The sequence below is a fragment of the Lederbergia graminis genome (assembly GCF_042655485.1).
Lineage (GTDB): Bacteria > Bacillota > Bacilli > Bacillales > Bacillaceae_C > Lederbergia > Lederbergia graminis.
In genome coordinates, this window is record NZ_JBHSMC010000014.1 from 257,629 (window position 1) to 275,369 (window position 17,741).

The following is a 17,741-nucleotide window of genomic DNA, read 5'->3' on the forward strand; positions in this document are numbered from 1 at the left end:
TAAAGGGAAAAAGTGCAAAAATGTCTTCATAGAGGTCGTATGAGGACAAAAGAATGATGAAATGTGGAAAACTGTCTTCATAGAGGTGGTATGAGGACAAAAGAAAGAGAAAAAGTGAAAAACTGTCTTCATAGAGGTGGTATGAGGACAAAAGAATGAGAAAAAGTGGAAAATTGTCTTCATAGTGGTCGTATGAAGACAAAACAAAGAGAAAAGGCGAAAAACAGTCTTCATAGTGCTTATATAATGAAAAAAGCAACCCCCACACTAAGTGGGGGTTGCTTTTTATTTCGTCTTTTTAAAGATATTCGAGACTTTCGTAACTGTTGCACTGGAGCTTCCATCTTCGAGCATTAACGCTACAATCATTTTTGGATTTTCCACGTTATAGGCTACGAACCAGCCATTTTCTTTCCCTTTTTCACCTTGTGCCGCTTTTGCATATTCGGCCGTTCCTGTCTTTCCAGCAATAGGATAACCATCAATTTTGCCGCCACGTGCAGTCCCTTTTGAATCCTCCACTACTTTACGTAGTGCTGTTTTCATTTTTTCAGCATTCTCTGCACTTATTAGATTTTCCTTCCAAGTTTGCCCTTTTTCAGCATTCAATTCTAAAACGGGTTTTATCATTTTTCCGTTATGAATAATAGCTGTGTATGTGCTTGCTAAATGGACAACATTCATTTCTACTTGCCCTTGACCATAACTTGAATCAGCTAAAGCTATGTCAGAATCAATGTCCCCAATAGTAGATGGGTACATTGGGTAGAGATAATCCATTTCTTCTTCAAAACCAAATTTCTTTAATCCATCCATAAATTTATCTTTTCCAAGCTCTAATGTAGTTTGGGCAAAATAAATATTATCGGAGTATATTAATGCTTTTTCTAAATCAATTGGTACACCATAGTCACTAACTCTTTTAACCTTGTAGTTCCCCCATGATGCGTCTTTCCCCCAAGTTAATCCATTAATTTTAAGTGTAGTAGTCCAATCCGTTGTACCAGCTTCTAAACCAATTGCTGCTGTTATCGGTTTTAAAACGGAACCAGGAGCAAATGTGTTATTAAATCGATTTAACATTGGGTTGTATGGATTGTCTTCAATTTCAGCCCATTGGTCATTTGAAGGGCCAAGTGTTAAAATATTTGGGTCATAACTAGGACTGCTTACAAGTGCTAATGTTTCTCCTGTATTTGGATCAAGTGCAGTTGCCGTTCCTGGCTCTCCATTTAATTCGTTGTAAACTAATGTTTGTAACGAACTATCAATAGTTAACTTCACATCTTCTCCATCTTGTGCGACTTTTTCAGCAAGTACCACTTGGGTGTCATCTGTTTTATTAATAATAATCTTCGCGCCAGGTTCCCCTCGTAAGCGATCCTCGAGAACTAGTTCTAAACCACGTCTACCAATTAAATCATTACTTGAATAGCCTTTGCCTTTATTCTTTTCTAGGTCTTCTGCTGTTACTGGTGCAATATTACCTGTTAAATGAGCAGCAGCTTCTCCGAGTGGGTAAACTCGCGCTTGTACTTCTCTGTTTCTAGCAGCTGCAATATCTTTTAGTTCATTTAATGTTGCGATATCATCAGCTGGTACTTTTTTAATTGGAACAAAATGGTCTGGTTGAACCCAAGAAGCACCTAATGCTTTTTCAATCTTTTCGACATCGATACCGAGTATCTCTGCAACTTGCTCCATTACTTCGGCTTCATTGCCTTCCATAGCAGCAGGAACTAGGCCAATTTCATATGCAGTTCCATTTTCTGCAAGTGCGTTTCCATTACGATCCAATATTGCTCCACGTTTTGGCTTTGTCGTTGATACCGAAATAGTATCACCAGCTTGTAACTGTGGGAAAATATGCGTTGTATCCCATTGGATGAACCAGTCATACTTTTCTTCATCCATTTTCTCCTGGATGACTCCTACCTGCTGGTCAAATGTAATTTCACCAGCAATACTATCCATTGTTACGGAATAAGGAATTTCGACTTGCTTTGCTTCTTCATCCTCACCGGTTTCGTCCTGCTTTGTAAAAGTAATATGTACATTTTCTATTTCTAAATCTTCATAGATTTTCGTATAGCGATTTGTAAAGTCTTCTTTTGAAATACTGACTTTTACATCCGTCGATAAGTACTCATACATATCTGCAAATTTTTGCTCTTGCCATAACTCGACATACTGTGTAAAGCGGTCACCTGGTTGTGGCTCCTTTACTTCTTTCTTTTCTTCTTTGTCACTACAACCAACTAAAACTAAGGTAAAAATAATGCAAAATGTAAGTAAAAGATACTTTTTCATTTATATACCTCCTTAACTCCATTGTAACAGTTTTGATTATATAGAAAAGTAGGAATCGATGCTAATTTGAATAACTTAGAACAGGTGTTGTGTACACAATTCATCTATAAAATGGTATTTTGTCTATAAAGGGGAGGGGGATGTACATGAATAACTTGAAGATCGTTATTGGTGCTGGGGAGTATAATAACAATCCAAGCTGGCTATTAACACAAGAATCGGAACTGAATATGTTGAAACGTGATGATTGGACGAAGCGCTTTAAAGAAAACACAGTCGATGCTATTTTAGCTGAGCATGTATGGGAACATTTAGATTTTGATGAGGGAAAAGAAGCAGCCCGCATTTGTTATGAATTTTTAAAACCAGGTGGATATATTCGCTGTGCTGTCCCAGATGGCTTTTTTCCAAATGATGAATATCAGCGTGGTGTTCAAATAGGTGGACCTGGGCCGAAAGATCATCCTGCAGCAAGTCATAAAATCGTACATAACTATAAAACTATTACTAAGATGTTTGAAGAGGCAGGTTTTGAGGTTTCTCTTTTGGAGTATTGTGATGAAGTAGGTGAATTTCATTACAATGATTGGGACGAAAAGAAAGGATTCATCTATCGTTCCAAACGCTTCGACCATAGAAATAAAGATGGAAAGCTAGGCTTTGTTTCTTTGATTGTCGATGCAAGGAAACCTATATAAATGAGGAAGGGTCCATTTGATATTAGTATTCTGCAGGACTATTGAATTAGTTAGTCGAATAGTATGGCTAAGAGGTGGATATAAGGTGTTTTGATAGCAATTTCGGAATGGTACAAAAAATTGATGGAGGGGACCATGGAGAGAAGAACTTTCATATTTTTAGGGGCCATTTTTATGATAGTCAGTGGGATGTTTTATACTGCAGAAAGAGTCGCGGCGATTTTGGCTGGTGGATTAGCAGATGGGGGCAGTGCAATCCATGGTGGAGGAACTTTCGGGACGGTGGATTACCCAGGGTTTTTTGATAACTTGTTTGTCTATTTGTTCTTTATTATAGGCTTATTGCTAGTCGCAACAGGATATATACAGAAGAAATCTTGAAAGCGCTTGCCCTTTAAAGGAGCGAGCGCTTCTGTTTAATCCTTTATCTCTATCGTAATTACATCGCCATCTGGTAGTTCTTTGAATTCAACTTTCCAAATATTTTTGGTGTTATCAAAGTATATATTTCTAACTGCCATTTGTTTTGTTGGTTGGGCCTTAATAATTTTACGGAGTGCTTGTTCCTCTGTCATTTTGGCGCCGTCAGGCTTGGAAGATTCGACTACTTCGAGCTTGCTGATTTTCCCTTGCATTGGATACGAATCTGCTACAGGACCATCAATCCATACCTTTACCATTTGCCCTATTTTCACATTTTCTGGAGCGTTGGATAACGAAATGGCATCATAGTATTCACTCAAGCCATCGTTGGCACTAAAATCTTGAGCTTCAGCACTAACAACTAAGATTCTTGAATCATTTTGATCCATTACATAGCCAATGATATCAGGCTTTCCTTTTTCATCTGTATTCCCATCTGCATTCGCTTGACCACATGCAGCTAAAATGATGACTAAAAAGAAAAGGATAATATGTGTATATATTTTTCTCATGCATTACAACCCCTTTATATATCCCTTTATATATAAGACGAAAACGAGTCAAGAAAGTTTCTTATACATGAAAAAGCATGTAATTTCCACTTGGGAAATACATGCTTCTGAGGTTAATTATTTACTTAGCGCATCTGTTAAAGGTGGGACAATTTGTTTTTTACGGGATACAACACCTTTTAATACTGCTTCATTATTATCAAGTTTCACATCAAATGCTTCTTCAACTGCGCTCGCAGCTTGTCCAATCGCAACTGCAGTTGAGTCATTTGTTAGAATATCTGTTACTACAAATAAGAATAAGTCGAGATTTTTCTCTGCAACAACATTTTGTAATGCTGCTTCGATTTCTGCTTTTCTAGCAAGAACATCTTCTACACCAACTGCATTTACTTGCGCAATCTCTACTTTTGCAGAGCCCATAGAGAATTCTTTCGCATCAAGGGAAAGTAATTGTTCTACTGTTTTACCACTGACATCTGCGCCAGCTTTTAACATATCTAAACCATAGCTGTCAGCATCTACACCAGCAATTTCAGCAAGTTCACGTGCAGCTGCTACATCTTCTTCTGTGCATGTTGGTGATTTAAATAATAGAGAGTCAGAAATGATTGCAGATAACATTAAGCCTGCCATCTTTTTATCAATTTCTAAGTTATTTTCTTTATAAATTTTCTTCAAAATTGTAGCTGTGCATCCAACAGGTTCTGCACGGAAATATACAGGATCACTTGTTTCGAAGTTAGCGATACGATGGTGATCAATGACTTCCACAACACGTACTTGCTCAATATCATCTGCGCTTTGTTGACGTTCATTATGGTCAACTAGAATTACTTGATCTGTCTCATTGGCAACAGTTGTAACAAGACGTGGTGCTTCTACTCCAAATGTGTCTAATGCAAATTGTGTTTCACCATTTACTTCACCTAGGCGAACAGCTTCCACATCTGCACCAAGTTTAGTCTTAATATCGGCATAGACAATCGCTGAAGTAATTGTATCTGTATCAGGATTTTTGTGACCAAAGATAAGAGTTTTTGCCATGATAAATTCTCCTTACTAATATGTATTTAAATCTTTTTCTATTTTACCATTGAAGATAATAAGATTGAAGGGGAGCGGGTCGAAAAACTATTTATCATGAGAGTCATGAGGAGTGAGTATTGATGAAAAATGAAAAACCAACCGAAACGCTTTCAGATGCTATGAATAAAGCATCATTTGGAGATTTGAGCTCGATTGGGAAAATCGGCTGTCTTCCAATTACAATCATCGTCCTTATTGTTATCCTTATATATGTCATTTCTAGGTGAAAAAAATGCTAATCTATTGTTATAATTCCAAAACTGCATTATAATTTTGAGAATTCAGTTTTACATAGAAATTAGATGAGGGGTTTGTTAAATTTGAAAGTTGCATACTTAGGACCTAAAGGGACTTTTTCAGAAGAAGCCGCAATTCGTTATTATTCAGATGCTAATATTGAGCCAATTATGTATAAAGATATATTAGATGTATTGGAAGCTGTAAGTGAAGAACAAGTGGATAAAGGGATTGTGCCGATAGAAAATGCTATTGAGGGTACAATTACGATGACAACGGATGGCCTAGTAAACAATGATGTGTGGGTGGAAGGTGAGGCAGTACTTCCTGTAAAACTGCAATTATTGGGAGTAAAAGGTGCGTTGCTTGAGAATGTGAAGGAAGTATGGTCTATCCCACCTGCATTAGCGCAATGTCGTAATTTTACACGGGAGTTACAAGTTGAAACTAAACACTATAGTAGTACTGCTGGAGCAGCTGAGACCCTTCGTGATGAAGGTCGCCTTGATGTTGGTGCAGTTGCATCCGAATGGGCGGCTAAAACATTCGGTTTGGATGTTTTAGCAAGAGATATTCATGATAATAATTGTAATTCTACGAGATTCTTAGTGTTAACTAAAAAACAAATAGCAGATGTACAAACAGCAGCGAAGTCGATGCTTTTGATTACACCAACAGAAGATCGCCCAGGTTTGCTAGCAATTATTCTAAATGTATTTTCTTCACTAGGTGTCAACTTAACATGGATTGAATCGCGACCTACGAAGAAAAAGCTTGGTACATATCGCTTCTTTATTGAAGCAGCAATGGGAATTCAAGAAACTAATTTGCAAAAAGCAATTGCTATACTAGAAACGTATGGTTACCATGTGCGTGTTCTTGGAAGTTATAACACGAAAAAGCTATAATGGGATTCAAGTCAAAACAATGAGGTGAACGCATTGAAAATTGAAGTATGGTCAGATTTTGTCTGCCCGTTTTGTTATATTGGAAAACGTCGTCTCGAACAAGCAGTGGAAAACTTTGCACATAAAGATAACGTTCAGATTGAATATAAAAGCTTTGAATTAGATCCAACTACTCCGAAAGATAGCACCCAATCCGTTCATGAAATGCTTGCTTCCAAATATGGGATGAGTGTGGAGGAAGCGAAAAAAATGAATGAAGGAATGGGTCAACAAGCTGCTACAGTTGGTTTAACCTATAACTTCGACAACATGGTACCTACAAATACGTTTGATGCTCACCGTCTCACTCACTTCGCGAAAACAAAGGGTAGAGACATTGAACTAACTGAAAATCTGCTATATAGCTATTTTACAGAAAATAAACGCTTAAGCGATTTGGACACATTAGCTACTATTGCCGAGCAATCAGGATTAGACCGTGAAGAGGCATTAGCTGTATTACGTGATGAAAATGCTTATGCGGATGATGTTCGCTATGATATTCGCACCGCTCAAGAAATTGGTGTACGTGGAGTACCATTCTTTGTTATTAATCAAAAATATGCCATCTCTGGTGCACAACCATTAGAAACATTCACTAGTGCACTTGAAAAAGTGTGGGAAGAAGAAAATCAACAATAAATCATACACAGGGCACTGGAACAACTAAAATGTTTCGGTGCCTATTTATTGTTTGTGATTGAATTTGGTGGGGTCGGTTCTTAAGAATTAATCTAAGAAGCATTTTTGCAATGTTTCAAATACTTTTGAAAGAGGCATTTGTTAAAGATACATTTGGAAATAGTGTTTTTTTATTCACAATCCTTTATAGTAGAACTAGTATGTTTTATATGAGGAAGGAAGATCATTTTGAAAAAGTATTTTATCATTCGGATTCTAGTGGTTTTATTATACATCGCTGTTCTTTGGTACGGATTAAGAGAACGTACTAACACTGGTTATATTGTGATTGCAGTAGGTTTAGTTGCAGGTCTAGTAATTAATTACTTTAATTACCGTATTAACTTGAAAGATAGACTGGAGCAAAAAAATAAACAATAATTTAGGGCCTCGTCCATTAAAAATCAAACAGTGGATGAGGCCTTTTGCATACATATTTTCAGCATTCTTATATAAAAGTGAGAAATATTAGAAAGGAATTTGATTGTAGTTGAAAACGGTGAGGAAAATATTTTCAAGGATTTTTGATCATGAAAGGGAATTAGAAAATAGCATACGAAATAGTAATGTTAGAGTCATCTGGTTGTTAGTAGCGATTATTTGGGTTATGTTTGGAACTTATGCTTATAATGAATTACTTAACAGAAGAACCGTTGTAACAGAGGTTTTATTTTTATTTATTACTATACTCATCATCTGGAAAAATAAAGGATTAATTAAGACATTTTTTTATAATCCTTTTAAAAGAGTTGGTGCTCCTTATTCCATTTCGAACGTATTATGGATGTATCCATTTAGCGTGCTCTTAATTAGCGTTATTTTTTTGGCAATACCGCAAATTCTTGGGTGGACATCAAGTGACCCGCAGAATATTGAGCAAATTTCGATGACAACTGGTGAATATATTACTAATCTGCTAACTTTACCTTTGTTGGTTTTTGAAGAAGAGTCCTTAAATGTACTTATAGTAATAGCCATTGCTAGATTAATATGTGTGCGTATGAAACGGGGCTGGTCTCTACTGGCAGTCTTATTAGCAGCTTGTTTATTTGGCTTTCTTCATGTATCTGCATGGGGCTGGGAATCGGCTATCTCAAGAATGTTTATTCATATTCCATTCATTTATAGCATCATCTATTTTAGAACTGCTTGGATCAGCATGCTTGCCCACTTTTACCAAAACGCACTAACCTATACCTCAATAATTTATCCGGACTTTCCAACGTTATTTGTAGGGTACGGATTATTAGCTTGTCTTCTGATAGTTGTATATAGAAAATGGAGAAAGAAAGTAAATACATAAATAAGAAACCTCGTCTTAAAAATAGGCGAGGTTTTTGTTAATTAGGACAAGTGTGCCCAGTGAATGGAGAAATAGTTAAGATCGGTCACGTAATAACAGCGGATTCTGGCTACTCATTACTTGCACTATTAATTTTCCTCTAAATAAGCAACCATTTCCTGTATTATTTAAATATAAAGCTCTGTTAAACTCTGTTGTTGATTTGCGCTCCTGTGCACTCGCTTTCCGCGGGCACGGCCTCAGCTAACTTGGCAAAGAAAACCGCTTAGCCAAGTGGATCTTCGGCTCGTGCTGTTCCCGCAGGAGTCTCTTGTACATCCGCTCAATCAACTAAGTTGTTAACAACAATGAACTTTAACAGAACCAAATATAAAAACTTTTTAATAAAATGATGGGACTTTTCCTGTTATGGATCGTCTTAACATATAGAAGCTCCATTAGAGAGTAAAAGAGGTGAGTTGATTGGGGGAAAATACACCATTGTCTATTTCTGCTACTGAGTTTAGTAAGGAAGCAGCAATAGAATGGGTAATGGATCATCATGGTGAGAGCTTAAAGCGCTTTATTTTTACTTATGTAAAAAATAGAGCACAAATGGATGATGTTTTTCAAGATGTGATGCTTACTGTTTATCAAAAAATAGATACAATCCGTGATGCATCAAGTTTGAAGAATTGGTTATACAGAATTACAGCAAATAAATGCAAAGATTATTTGCGGTCGCCTTTGCACCGTTTATTTATTTGGAAGGATGAGGTTTTTGAAAAGACAACACAAACTCCTGAGCACTTTGTATTGTTGGATGAACAGAAAAGAGAAGTGATTAAAGCCATCATGAACTTGCCGATTAAATATCGGGAAGTCCTCATTTTACAATATTATCAGGAGTTCAGTATAGAAGAAATTAGTAAGCTATTAGATGTAAATCCTTCTACCATTCGTACGCGCATTATGCGAGCGAAGGAAAAACTGAAAGTGAAGCTAAAGGAGGATTATCTTAATGAGTAAATTATCTAAGCAAGATTTCGATGATTTTCTGGGGAAAGATCCTTATTACAGTGAAGAGGACAAAAAGCTGTTTTTCGATAAATTGCAAAATAAAAAGCCAAAGAGACAATATGTTGTTCAGAAAGTCTTATCAGTAGCTGTTCTCTTTATTATGATACTCGGTGGTATTCAAGTGTGGAATGGAAATCTACCGTTTTTTATATCAAGTGATGAATATAAATATAGTAATACACAAGGACGTGTGATAGCGAAATCGTTTGTAGATGTTGACCTTTATTACTACACGAAAACACCAGGTTTAAAAAGAGCAGAAGGATTGGGACTTGTGACAGAAGTGAACAAAACCATTCCGATAACAGAGGATGCAGACCTTCATATTGAGAAAATTTGGTATAATGCCGAGAATACACTTATTTTTTATTATATTGAAATGCCTGATATGAAGAAAAAGTTATCAAATTCACATGATTTATCAACATTTATTCAATATGTAACAATACATGAGGATGAAAATGGGGAATTTGAAGAAGAACCGAAAGTAGTAGCTACGGGAGGAGGTCCATATTTAAAATCTATACACCCATCATACGAAGGTGTTATTTATGAAAACCGACTTTACCAACGTGCAGTAATTGAAAATATAAGAAGCAATTCTGATAGTTGGGAAGGGGATGTTGAATACGTCCAAAAACTAAATACCAAGTTGACCAGTGATATTACTGTTAATTTATTGGGTGAAGTAATAATAATTAATGATGTCGAACTCCCTGTTCATTTTGATTTTACTAGCAATCCAATCATTACAAAGACAATCAATGAGACAAATGAAAGTCAGTATGCCCGTTTAACTTTTGAAAAGTTGGAAATTCGACCAGAAAAAAATTTGTTATATGGTAAATATGAATTACCTGAAGGGCAGCAATTTAGTAAAATCAATGCAAGTCTAGTCTTAAATGGTAGGGTGATTGATACAATTGTTGGTTATGAAGATGTAGAAGGTGACCCAGATTCTTTTATTTTTCAAATCCCTGCATTTAATGAATTGCCGGACGAAGTAACCTTTGAAATTGATAATGTTCATTTGTTTGGGAAAGATTCATTTGAGTTTACGATGGATGTATCTGATTATGAGCAAAGATTAGCGAATGCGGAGAGTTATGAGAAAAAAGTAAACGAAAAAATAACTGAGATAAAGGACACGAAAGTTTATTTGGAGCGATTATATTATGATGACCGTGGGATTAATTTTGATATTCTGTATAAAGCAAAAAAACGAAAACAACCATTACGGTTAATACCTGACGTGCCACTTAACCCTAGCTTTGGATATGATGATTATAGTCATTTACGGATTTTCGTAACTGCAGAGAACGAATCCGGAGAACCTGGGGAACCTGGAGATTATGGTCAAATTGGAAGCGGTCCAGGAGAAAAATACAGCATGTTTTTAGATAGAAAGTTTATAGAAAAATCTAAAGAAGTCACTGTCACCATCGAACGCCTTTTATACAGTGCCCAAATAGATCAATCATTTACAGTTCCAATCAAAGAATCTAATAACTAAACAAAAACCTGATCTCCACTCACTGGAGCTCAGGTTTTTTAAACTACTCGCTTCTTCTTAAACAGCTTCAATACAAACTGCATAATTACCTCTGCGAATACAAGTCCCATGGCGATCGCGCTTGCGATGATGAAGGCTTTCATGGCAAGTGGGATGGCGTTTGCGTAATCATTGCTGGCGACGTGACGCATTGCATCATATGAGGTTCCTCCTGGAACGAGGGGGATGATGCCTGCAACGATGAAAACAATAATCGGTGTTTTATATTTTCTTGCCATCATATGACCAATGATGGCGACGATAAATGCACCTGAAAAAGAAGCTTGAACGACATCGAACCCATTATCCTCCATAACGATGTATACAATCCATCCGAGCATTCCAACAATTCCACATTGGATTAGTGCTTTGCGGGGAGCATTGAAAATAATTCCGAAGCCAACAGCTGCTATAAAGCTTAATATAAGATGAGTTACGTAAAATACCATAATTTCTCCTACTTCCTATATAAATAATGAATACACTACCGCAACTCCAGTTCCGATGGCTAGTGCAGTGAAAAATGCTTCTGCACCTTTTGAAAGACCTGATAAGAAATGGCCAGCCATTAGGTCGCGAATTGCATTCGTAATTAAGAGACCAGGAACAAGTGGCATAACGGAGGCAATTACGATAATATCCAGTTGATGCCCCAAGCCATTTTTCACTAATAAAAGAGCCAATAAGCCAATCACAAAAGATGCGGTTGACTCAGCAAAAAATTTTACCTTCGTATGGTGGTGGAGAAGTAGAAAGGCAGAAAAACCAACTCCACTTATCAACATTGCTGGTAAAAAGTCTGCCCAAATACCTCTAAACATAATTAAAAAACAGCCACTAGCAATAGAAGCTGCGATGATTTGAAGCCAAATGGGGGAGGCAAGGTTTTCCTTTGAGAGTTTCTTCAGTTCCGCATAACCAGTCTCGGCATCGATCACGCCTGCAGTTATCTTTCTTGAGATGTCATTCACCAGCGCAATTTTTTCCAAGTTTGTTCCCCGTTCATTTATTCTAACAACTTGAGTTGGATCTAGGTTCTCCAAAGAGAAGATGATTCCTGTATGTGTAACATAGCTTTGACTATTTGGAAAGCCACATGCAGCAGCCATTCGGATCATCGTATCCTCTGCACGATATGTTTCTGCTCCACTTTGCATCATTATTTTCCCAGCTAATAGACAAGCATCAATAACTATTAATTTTTCATTTTGTTTCATTCTTAAAAACCTCATAACCATATTTTCTAAACTATCATAACGTTATATTTCATCAGTTCTCTATGCAGTGGAGATTCGCCTAACAGGATTGGCACCTTATTTTACTTTACATCTGGTATTTTGATTTTTAAAGTAAACGTTTCGTCAATGGCAGTGAAGTCAAGCGTCCCATCATGCTTTTTCACGATATTCATGATTTGCTGTGTACCGATTCCTTCATGGGTCCCACCTTTAGTAGATTGGGATCGTTTTGTAAAAATACATTCAATCGTTTCATTCTGGAGCGGAACAGTACTATTTTGACATACTAAAATCCAAATCCCACTTTGTTTTCGGCAACTGAAGAAGATATTTCCTTGTTTACCAGTATCCTTATATTCGCAAGCTGCATCCATTGCATTATCTAATATATTTCCAATTAGTGAGACTAGCTCATATTCCGAAAGTGGCATACCTGAAATGGCGTGTTGAATATTGTAATCGAGTTTAATTCCTTGTTGTTCTGCTTTTTTATGATAAGAGTACAGAGTACCAGCGATGATATTAGATTCATTTTTAAGAAATTGATCTACGTCCGCAAAATGTTTTTGTAGTTCTGTTTTATAATCATCATGGCCAGTCCCATACATAAGAGCAGTTGCATGTGCTTTGAAATCATGCCGTTGTTTCCGCAGCTCGTCCATTAAAGCAAGTTGCTGTTCATGATTGCGTATAATTGCTTCATTTTGTTCTTGTTGCTTTCTTTGGTTTTTACCAATGTACAAGAATGCGACGACAGGAAAAATCATTCCTAATGTAAGTAAGGCTTCATTTGTAAAATAAGAAGCAGCTAACCAGCATATTTGCAGTACTGCTAATACTTTTCCCCAAGAAGGTGGGTAGTAACCTTGTAAATATGTATAAAAATGAGATATGGCACAAACAAGGAGAAGAACCGAAATGATATAATGATGAGTCCAGACCATTGAAGTGATTGCCACTATCCAGGGTATGAGCATAATAACTTGCATTTTTTCACCTCAAAAATAATACTTCTGTAGATAATCCATCTTAAATTTTGTAAGCATTGCTATTTTTTTCGTACCTTCAAATGTTACACTGTACGACTTCTTTGTATATATGGAAAAGCTTTTTACATAATGAAGATTGATAATGAAAGAGCGATGGGAGCGGATAAAGTTATTTTCTCGCAAGTTACCTTCTAGTTCGTTCATTGTTAAATACGTCTCGTATTCTTCATTAATCGTATAAATCGTAGTTGATCTACCAGTGCGTTCTGCAAAAATAATATCCTGCTTCGGGATCATCTCAATATGACCTTTCTGCTTCAATATTAATCTACCAGTTAGATTTCCTCCGCGTTGCTTCTCTCGATATTTTGCTAATGCTTGTAGTAATCTTTCCTTCTTAAAAGGTTTTAAAATATAATCATGAACATTTAATTCGAAGGCATGTACTGCGTAACCACTGTTTGCAGTCACGAAAATTACAGTAATCAGCAATCCATGAGTATGTATTAAATCTGCAAGCTCATAACCAGAGATTCCTGGCATTTCTATATCAGCTATTAATAAATCAATCTTGTTTTCTTTTATTTGTTGGTAAGCCTCTTCTGGATCAGTCGTTGCAAAAATAATTTCAACATCCTCTTCCGACTCCAGTATAAATTTAACTTTATCGAGATCAATCATGCGGTCATCGACAATTCCCACTTTCATCTCCAAAACCCCTTTAGTAATGCTACGTATCATTATAATAGATTTTTATGATAAAAGAACCTTTCACGACATATAACCCCCCCTTCACGACATAATCGCAGAAAGTTTTTTCAATAATCGATACAATACAATTAACGAAATCGAGAAGGAGATGTGGATGATGCTTGTTGTAGATAAAGTATCGAAACAATTTAAAGATAAAAAGCAAATAGTTAAAGCAGTTGACTATTTATCATTAACGATTCCTGAAGGCCATGTTGTCGGGTTAATAGGTGAAAATGGTGCAGGAAAAACTACGTTGCTACGTATGCTATGTACGTTGATTGCTCCTGACGAGGGGAAAATCACACTAGATGGCAATGATATTTATACCCATAAAGAGCAAGTAAGAAAGCGAATGGGAGTATTATTTGGTTCGGAAACAGGGCTTTATAGCCGCTTAACTGCTAGAGAAAACTTAGAGTACTTTGGAAGTTTATATGGTATGACAAGTCATGAAATTAAAAATCAAATTGAGATGCTTGCGAAACGATTTGGCATGCGTAAATATTTGGATCGAAAAGTAGAAGGCTTTTCTAAAGGGATGATGCAAAAAGTTGCGATAGCGAGAACGCTTATCCATAATCCAGATATTGTTTTATTTGATGAGCCTACTACTGGACTTGATATCACTTCATCAAATATTTTTAGAGAGTTTATTCTTCAATTTAAAAAAGAAGGAAAAACAATTATATTCTCCACTCATATTATGGATGAAATTGCCCAGCTTTGTGATGATGTCATTATGATGCATAAGGGGCAAATGGTATATGAGGGTGGATTAGAAGAGTTATATGAACAAGAGAATAGTCGAGATCTAAATTATTTATTTACTTCTAAAATTGTAAGAGGTGATTTATATGTTTAAGACGATATTTATGAAAGAGATGAAGGACGTTTTAAGAGATAAACGGTCTATTACATTACTTGTCCTATTTCCTATCATTATGATGGCTGCACTTACTTTATTTTACGATAAAATCATCACTTCTAATGATGAGGATGAATTTATTTTAGCGGTGGAGGATACAGTAGATTCAGAACTTCTCGACCAGCTTGCAATTTATATGCCTACGTTAACAATTGAAAGATTTGCTGATGTCGACGAGGCAGTGAAAGAGAAGGAAGCACAAGTTGGGATTGAGTTTGCAGAAGGCTGGAAGGAAATGATGAGCTCACAGGAGTCTATTCCAGTTAATGTTATATTTGATCCTGGTAGTCAAGAAGGATCTGGAGCTTCAAGTGTAGTGATGTCAGCTTTAACTAAATGGCAAGAACAAACAGTGAAACAACGATTAGCCGGTGAAAATATCGATTATAGCTTAATAGAAGTTTTTACCATTGAAACAAAAACAACTAAAGAAGAAGATAATGCAATCGCATCTTATATGTTATCCATATTAATTCCTTTACTTATTCCAATTGCAATTGCGAATGGTGCCTATCCATCAGCAACGGAACTATTCGCTGGTGAGAAAGAAAAGAAGACGATTGAAGCATTATTTATTACACCAGTAAAACCAATTCAAATATTATTAGCTAAGTGGCTAACACTTTCGTCGTTAGGTATATTTACAGGGTTACTTTGTATTGCTGTACTCAGTGTATTAATGAACTTTACAACTGAGCTGAAAAAAGGATTAACATCGATTGCAGACCCAATATCCTTTACATTAATGAGCATTGTACTCATTGTATTATTTGCAATCTTTATATCCGCTTTAGAAATGATATTGAGTATGATGGCTAATTCAGTAAAAGAAGCAGGCTATTATATAACTCCTGTAATGGGAATTCTGACACTTCCAATGCTGTTCATGTTTTTCTCTGGAGAAGCATTAAGCCTTCCGTTATACGCTTTGCCTGTGATGAATTTATTTTTATTTGTCCGTGATGCCTTTAGTGGTCAGTTAACAGTGGGAGCCTTTGGATTGGCAGCAGCAAGTTATATTGTCATTATCCTAGTTTTATTCCCAATTGCGAATAAGCTATTTAAGAATCACCGACTTATGTTAGGTAAATAAAGAAAAATCGGGTTGTCTTTTTTGGAAGACAACCCGATTTTTTATTTATTTTGCACCCTTCATGAATTTTTGAATTCGAGGTGATATGACAAATAGTAATACTCCAAGTAAGATGGCAATTGCGCCGATGATACCAAAATATATTATTTCGGTTTCTGGCTTGTACAATTTTACGATTTGCGCATTAATTGCCTGCGCGGATGCACTAGATAAGAACCAAAGACTCATCGTTTGTGCGGAAAAGGCAGCAGGTGCTAATTTTGTCGTTGTAGATAAACCAACAGGTGATAGGCATAACTCTCCAAGTACAACGATTAAAAAGCTAAGTGCAAGCCATATAGGACTTACGAGCGTTGTTGTGCCATTCAAATATGCAGGGATAATCATAATTACAAAAGAAAGTCCTGCAAATATTAATCCAAATGAGAACTTTTTAGGTGTGGATGGCTGCCGTTTCCCAAGTCTAATCCACATCCATGCAAATACTGGCGCAAGTAGAACGATAAAAATAGGATTTAGTGATTGGAACCAAGATGATTGCAGTTCCCAACCAAAGAAGCTTAATTGTGTTCGTTCATCAGCATATAGTGCTAAAATAATGGCGCCTTGTTCTTGAATTGCCCAAAACATTGTAGCAGCAAGGAATAACGGTATATATGCAATTAAATTCGAGCGCTCATCATCAGTTGTTTTTTTACTGCGATACATAACAATAAAGTAAGCTGTAGGAATAACGATACCAAGAATACTTACAAGCATTGTAAAGCGGTCAATCGTTAATAAACCAGTCTTAGTAGTAATGATTCCTAATACAACAATTACAATCGTGATAATTGCGAATTTTGTGAATAAAGATTTGCGTTCTTCTTTTGAAAGTGGATTCGGTACATGTGATCCGGCCAATCCAAGGTTTTTCTTTCTAGTTAATAAGAAAATAATTAACCCTAATAACATTCCGACAGCAGCAATTCCGAAGCCTAAGTGGAAGCTATATTCTTGACCGACTGTTCCGACAATAAATGGAGCAAGTAGTGCACCTAGGTTAATCCCCATGTAGAAAATACTAAATCCTGCATCACGACGCTCATCATCTCTGCTATAAATATCACCGACGATACTGGATACATTTGGCTTTAAAAGTCCTGTCCCGATAATGATGAATCCCATCGAAATGAAGAGGGCAGTAACTCCTCCAGGAAAGGCCAGTGCAATATGGCCAATCATGATTAATATTCCGCCGTAAAAAACAGTTTTTCTTGTACCGAAAATACGGTCTGCAATCCAACCACCGATGATTCCCGACATGTAGACGAGTGAACCATATATCGCCATAATCGAACCGGCAGTTGCTTTATCCATCCCTAGACCGCCTTCTTTAACGGTATAGTACATGTAGTATATTAGGATGGCTCTCATGCCATAGTAGGAAAAACGTTCCCAAAACTCTGTGAAGAACAAAGTGAATAATCCTTTAGGGTGCCCAAAAAATCCTGTTTGTGGGACACTTGCGACTATTTGTTGTTCATTCTTTGTTGTCATTTCTTAGTCCCCTTTTGCGTAGAATAAAAAAATAATATCACTTAATAAAAAAACTGTAAAATGTTCGAAAGTTAGCATTTGCAACAAGAATGCTATTGTTAAAACAATTAATTTACAGAGTATTTTATTTTTAGCATTGACAGTATTAATTTTTCCATGCTAACATATGAACACTAATAAATTCGGAAAAAGGAGGCTGATGATCGTGAAAAAGTTAATTGTAAATAATCCGCAACTAAATAGATTGTCAGCCTACTGTCACGCATAAATGTTACATAAGAAAAAGTGACGTGGGTTGTACACTACCCGTGTCTATTTTTATGTGAAGCATAATTGCGCACATTTTTAATGGCGCAGTTATGCTTTTTTTTATGTTTTTTTTGATTGGAGGTT

General features: G+C 36.3%; 18 protein-coding genes and 1 pseudogene. 11 read left to right on the forward strand and 8 right to left on the reverse strand.

Features of this window, described 5'->3' with window-relative positions:
* Positions 1-285 precede the first annotated feature (285 nt).
* Positions 286-2,310: a penicillin-binding transpeptidase domain-containing protein gene (locus tag ACFPM4_RS11400; RefSeq protein WP_382351573.1), complete on the reverse strand. Its 2,025-nt coding sequence runs from the start codon at positions 2,308-2,310 to the stop codon at positions 286-288.
* Between the two features lie 146 nt (positions 2,311-2,456).
* Here ACFPM4_RS11400 and ACFPM4_RS11405 point away from each other — a divergent pair, with 146 nt between their 5' ends.
* Complete coding sequence (locus ACFPM4_RS11405; protein ID WP_382351576.1) at positions 2,457-3,008, forward strand: class I SAM-dependent methyltransferase; 552 nt, start codon at positions 2,457-2,459, stop codon at positions 3,006-3,008.
* A gap of 135 nt (positions 3,009-3,143) precedes the next feature.
* Positions 3,144-3,389: a hypothetical protein gene (locus ACFPM4_RS11410; protein ID WP_382351579.1), complete on the forward strand. Its 246-nt coding sequence runs from the start codon at positions 3,144-3,146 to the stop codon at positions 3,387-3,389.
* Between the two features lie 35 nt (positions 3,390-3,424).
* Here the strand turns inward: ACFPM4_RS11410 and ACFPM4_RS11415 are convergent, their stop codons facing one another.
* Positions 3,425-3,943, reverse strand: coding sequence for a YobA family protein (locus tag ACFPM4_RS11415; RefSeq protein ID WP_382351582.1), 519 nt, complete (start codon positions 3,941-3,943; stop codon positions 3,425-3,427).
* 117 nt (positions 3,944-4,060) lie between these two features.
* A complete protein-coding gene (locus tag ACFPM4_RS11420) occupies positions 4,061-4,990 on the reverse strand; it encodes a manganese-dependent inorganic pyrophosphatase (RefSeq protein WP_382351585.1) in 930 nt (309 codons plus the stop codon).
* A 122-nt stretch (positions 4,991-5,112) separates the two neighbouring features.
* On the opposite strand from ACFPM4_RS11420, the gene ACFPM4_RS11425 reads away from it, so the two are divergent.
* The 7 genes and pseudogenes from ACFPM4_RS11425 to ACFPM4_RS11455 all read left to right on the forward strand — a co-directional run bounded on the left by ACFPM4_RS11425 (position 5,113) and on the right by ACFPM4_RS11455 (position 10,772).
* Positions 5,113-5,259 (forward strand): hypothetical protein, encoded by a 147-nt coding sequence (locus ACFPM4_RS11425; protein ID WP_382351588.1) that lies wholly within the window; start codon positions 5,113-5,115, stop codon positions 5,257-5,259.
* Between the two features lie 93 nt (positions 5,260-5,352).
* Entirely contained in the window at positions 5,353-6,177 is an 825-nt protein-coding gene (gene pheA / locus ACFPM4_RS11430) for a prephenate dehydratase (RefSeq protein ID WP_382351591.1), read from the forward strand.
* 33 nt (positions 6,178-6,210) lie between these two features.
* Positions 6,211-6,849: pseudogene (locus ACFPM4_RS11435) on the forward strand (DsbA family oxidoreductase); the annotation flags it as partial.
* A gap of 267 nt (positions 6,850-7,116) precedes the next feature.
* Complete coding sequence (locus ACFPM4_RS11440; protein ID WP_186324596.1) at positions 7,117-7,278, forward strand: hypothetical protein; 162 nt, start codon at positions 7,117-7,119, stop codon at positions 7,276-7,278.
* 118 nt (positions 7,279-7,396) lie between these two features.
* Positions 7,397-8,200 (forward strand): CPBP family glutamic-type intramembrane protease, encoded by an 804-nt coding sequence (locus ACFPM4_RS11445; RefSeq protein ID WP_382351594.1) that lies wholly within the window; start codon positions 7,397-7,399, stop codon positions 8,198-8,200.
* Positions 8,201-8,662: 462 nt separating this feature from the next.
* The gene (locus ACFPM4_RS11450; protein ID WP_382351597.1) at positions 8,663-9,208 is read left to right on the forward strand and encodes a sigma-70 family RNA polymerase sigma factor; all 546 of its coding nucleotides are present in this window, start codon (positions 8,663-8,665) and stop codon (positions 9,206-9,208) included.
* Positions 9,201-10,772, forward strand: a complete 1,572-nt coding sequence (locus ACFPM4_RS11455) for a hypothetical protein (RefSeq protein WP_382351600.1) — start codon at positions 9,201-9,203, stop codon at positions 10,770-10,772. The genes ACFPM4_RS11450 and ACFPM4_RS11455 overlap by 8 nt, the downstream gene beginning before the upstream one ends.
* Positions 10,773-10,810: 38 nt before the next feature.
* Here the strand turns inward: ACFPM4_RS11455 and ACFPM4_RS11460 are convergent, their stop codons facing one another.
* The 4 genes from ACFPM4_RS11460 to ACFPM4_RS11475 form a co-directional block, all read right to left on the reverse strand.
* Positions 10,811-11,260, reverse strand: coding sequence for a threonine/serine exporter family protein (locus ACFPM4_RS11460; RefSeq protein ID WP_382351603.1), 450 nt, complete (start codon positions 11,258-11,260; stop codon positions 10,811-10,813).
* Positions 11,261-11,275: 15 nt separating this feature from the next.
* Entirely contained in the window at positions 11,276-12,028 is a 753-nt protein-coding gene (locus ACFPM4_RS11465; protein ID WP_144919513.1) for a threonine/serine exporter family protein, read from the reverse strand.
* A gap of 101 nt (positions 12,029-12,129) precedes the next feature.
* Positions 12,130-13,008: a sensor histidine kinase gene (locus tag ACFPM4_RS11470; RefSeq protein ID WP_382351606.1), complete on the reverse strand. Its 879-nt coding sequence runs from the start codon at positions 13,006-13,008 to the stop codon at positions 12,130-12,132.
* Between the two features lie 39 nt (positions 13,009-13,047).
* A complete protein-coding gene (locus tag ACFPM4_RS11475) occupies positions 13,048-13,746 on the reverse strand; it encodes a LytR/AlgR family response regulator transcription factor (protein WP_382351609.1) in 699 nt (232 codons plus the stop codon).
* Between the two features lie 160 nt (positions 13,747-13,906).
* Between ACFPM4_RS11475 and ACFPM4_RS11480 the strand changes: the two genes are divergently transcribed.
* Together ACFPM4_RS11480 and ACFPM4_RS11485 are read left to right on the forward strand one after the other, a co-directional pair.
* Entirely contained in the window at positions 13,907-14,653 is a 747-nt protein-coding gene (locus ACFPM4_RS11480) for an ATP-binding cassette domain-containing protein (RefSeq protein WP_382352080.1), read from the forward strand.
* Positions 14,646-15,809 carry an ABC transporter permease gene (locus ACFPM4_RS11485; protein ID WP_382351612.1) on the forward strand — a complete coding sequence of 388 codons (1,164 nt, stop codon included), beginning with the start codon at positions 14,646-14,648 and terminating at the stop codon, positions 15,807-15,809. Before ACFPM4_RS11480 ends, ACFPM4_RS11485 begins: the two co-directional genes overlap by 8 nt.
* A gap of 45 nt (positions 15,810-15,854) precedes the next feature.
* On the opposite strand, the gene ACFPM4_RS11490 is transcribed toward ACFPM4_RS11485, so the two are convergent.
* Positions 15,855-17,348 carry a peptide MFS transporter gene (locus ACFPM4_RS11490; protein ID WP_382351615.1) on the reverse strand — a complete coding sequence of 498 codons (1,494 nt, stop codon included), beginning with the start codon at positions 17,346-17,348 and terminating at the stop codon, positions 15,855-15,857.
* Between the last annotated feature and the right edge of the window lie 393 nt (positions 17,349-17,741).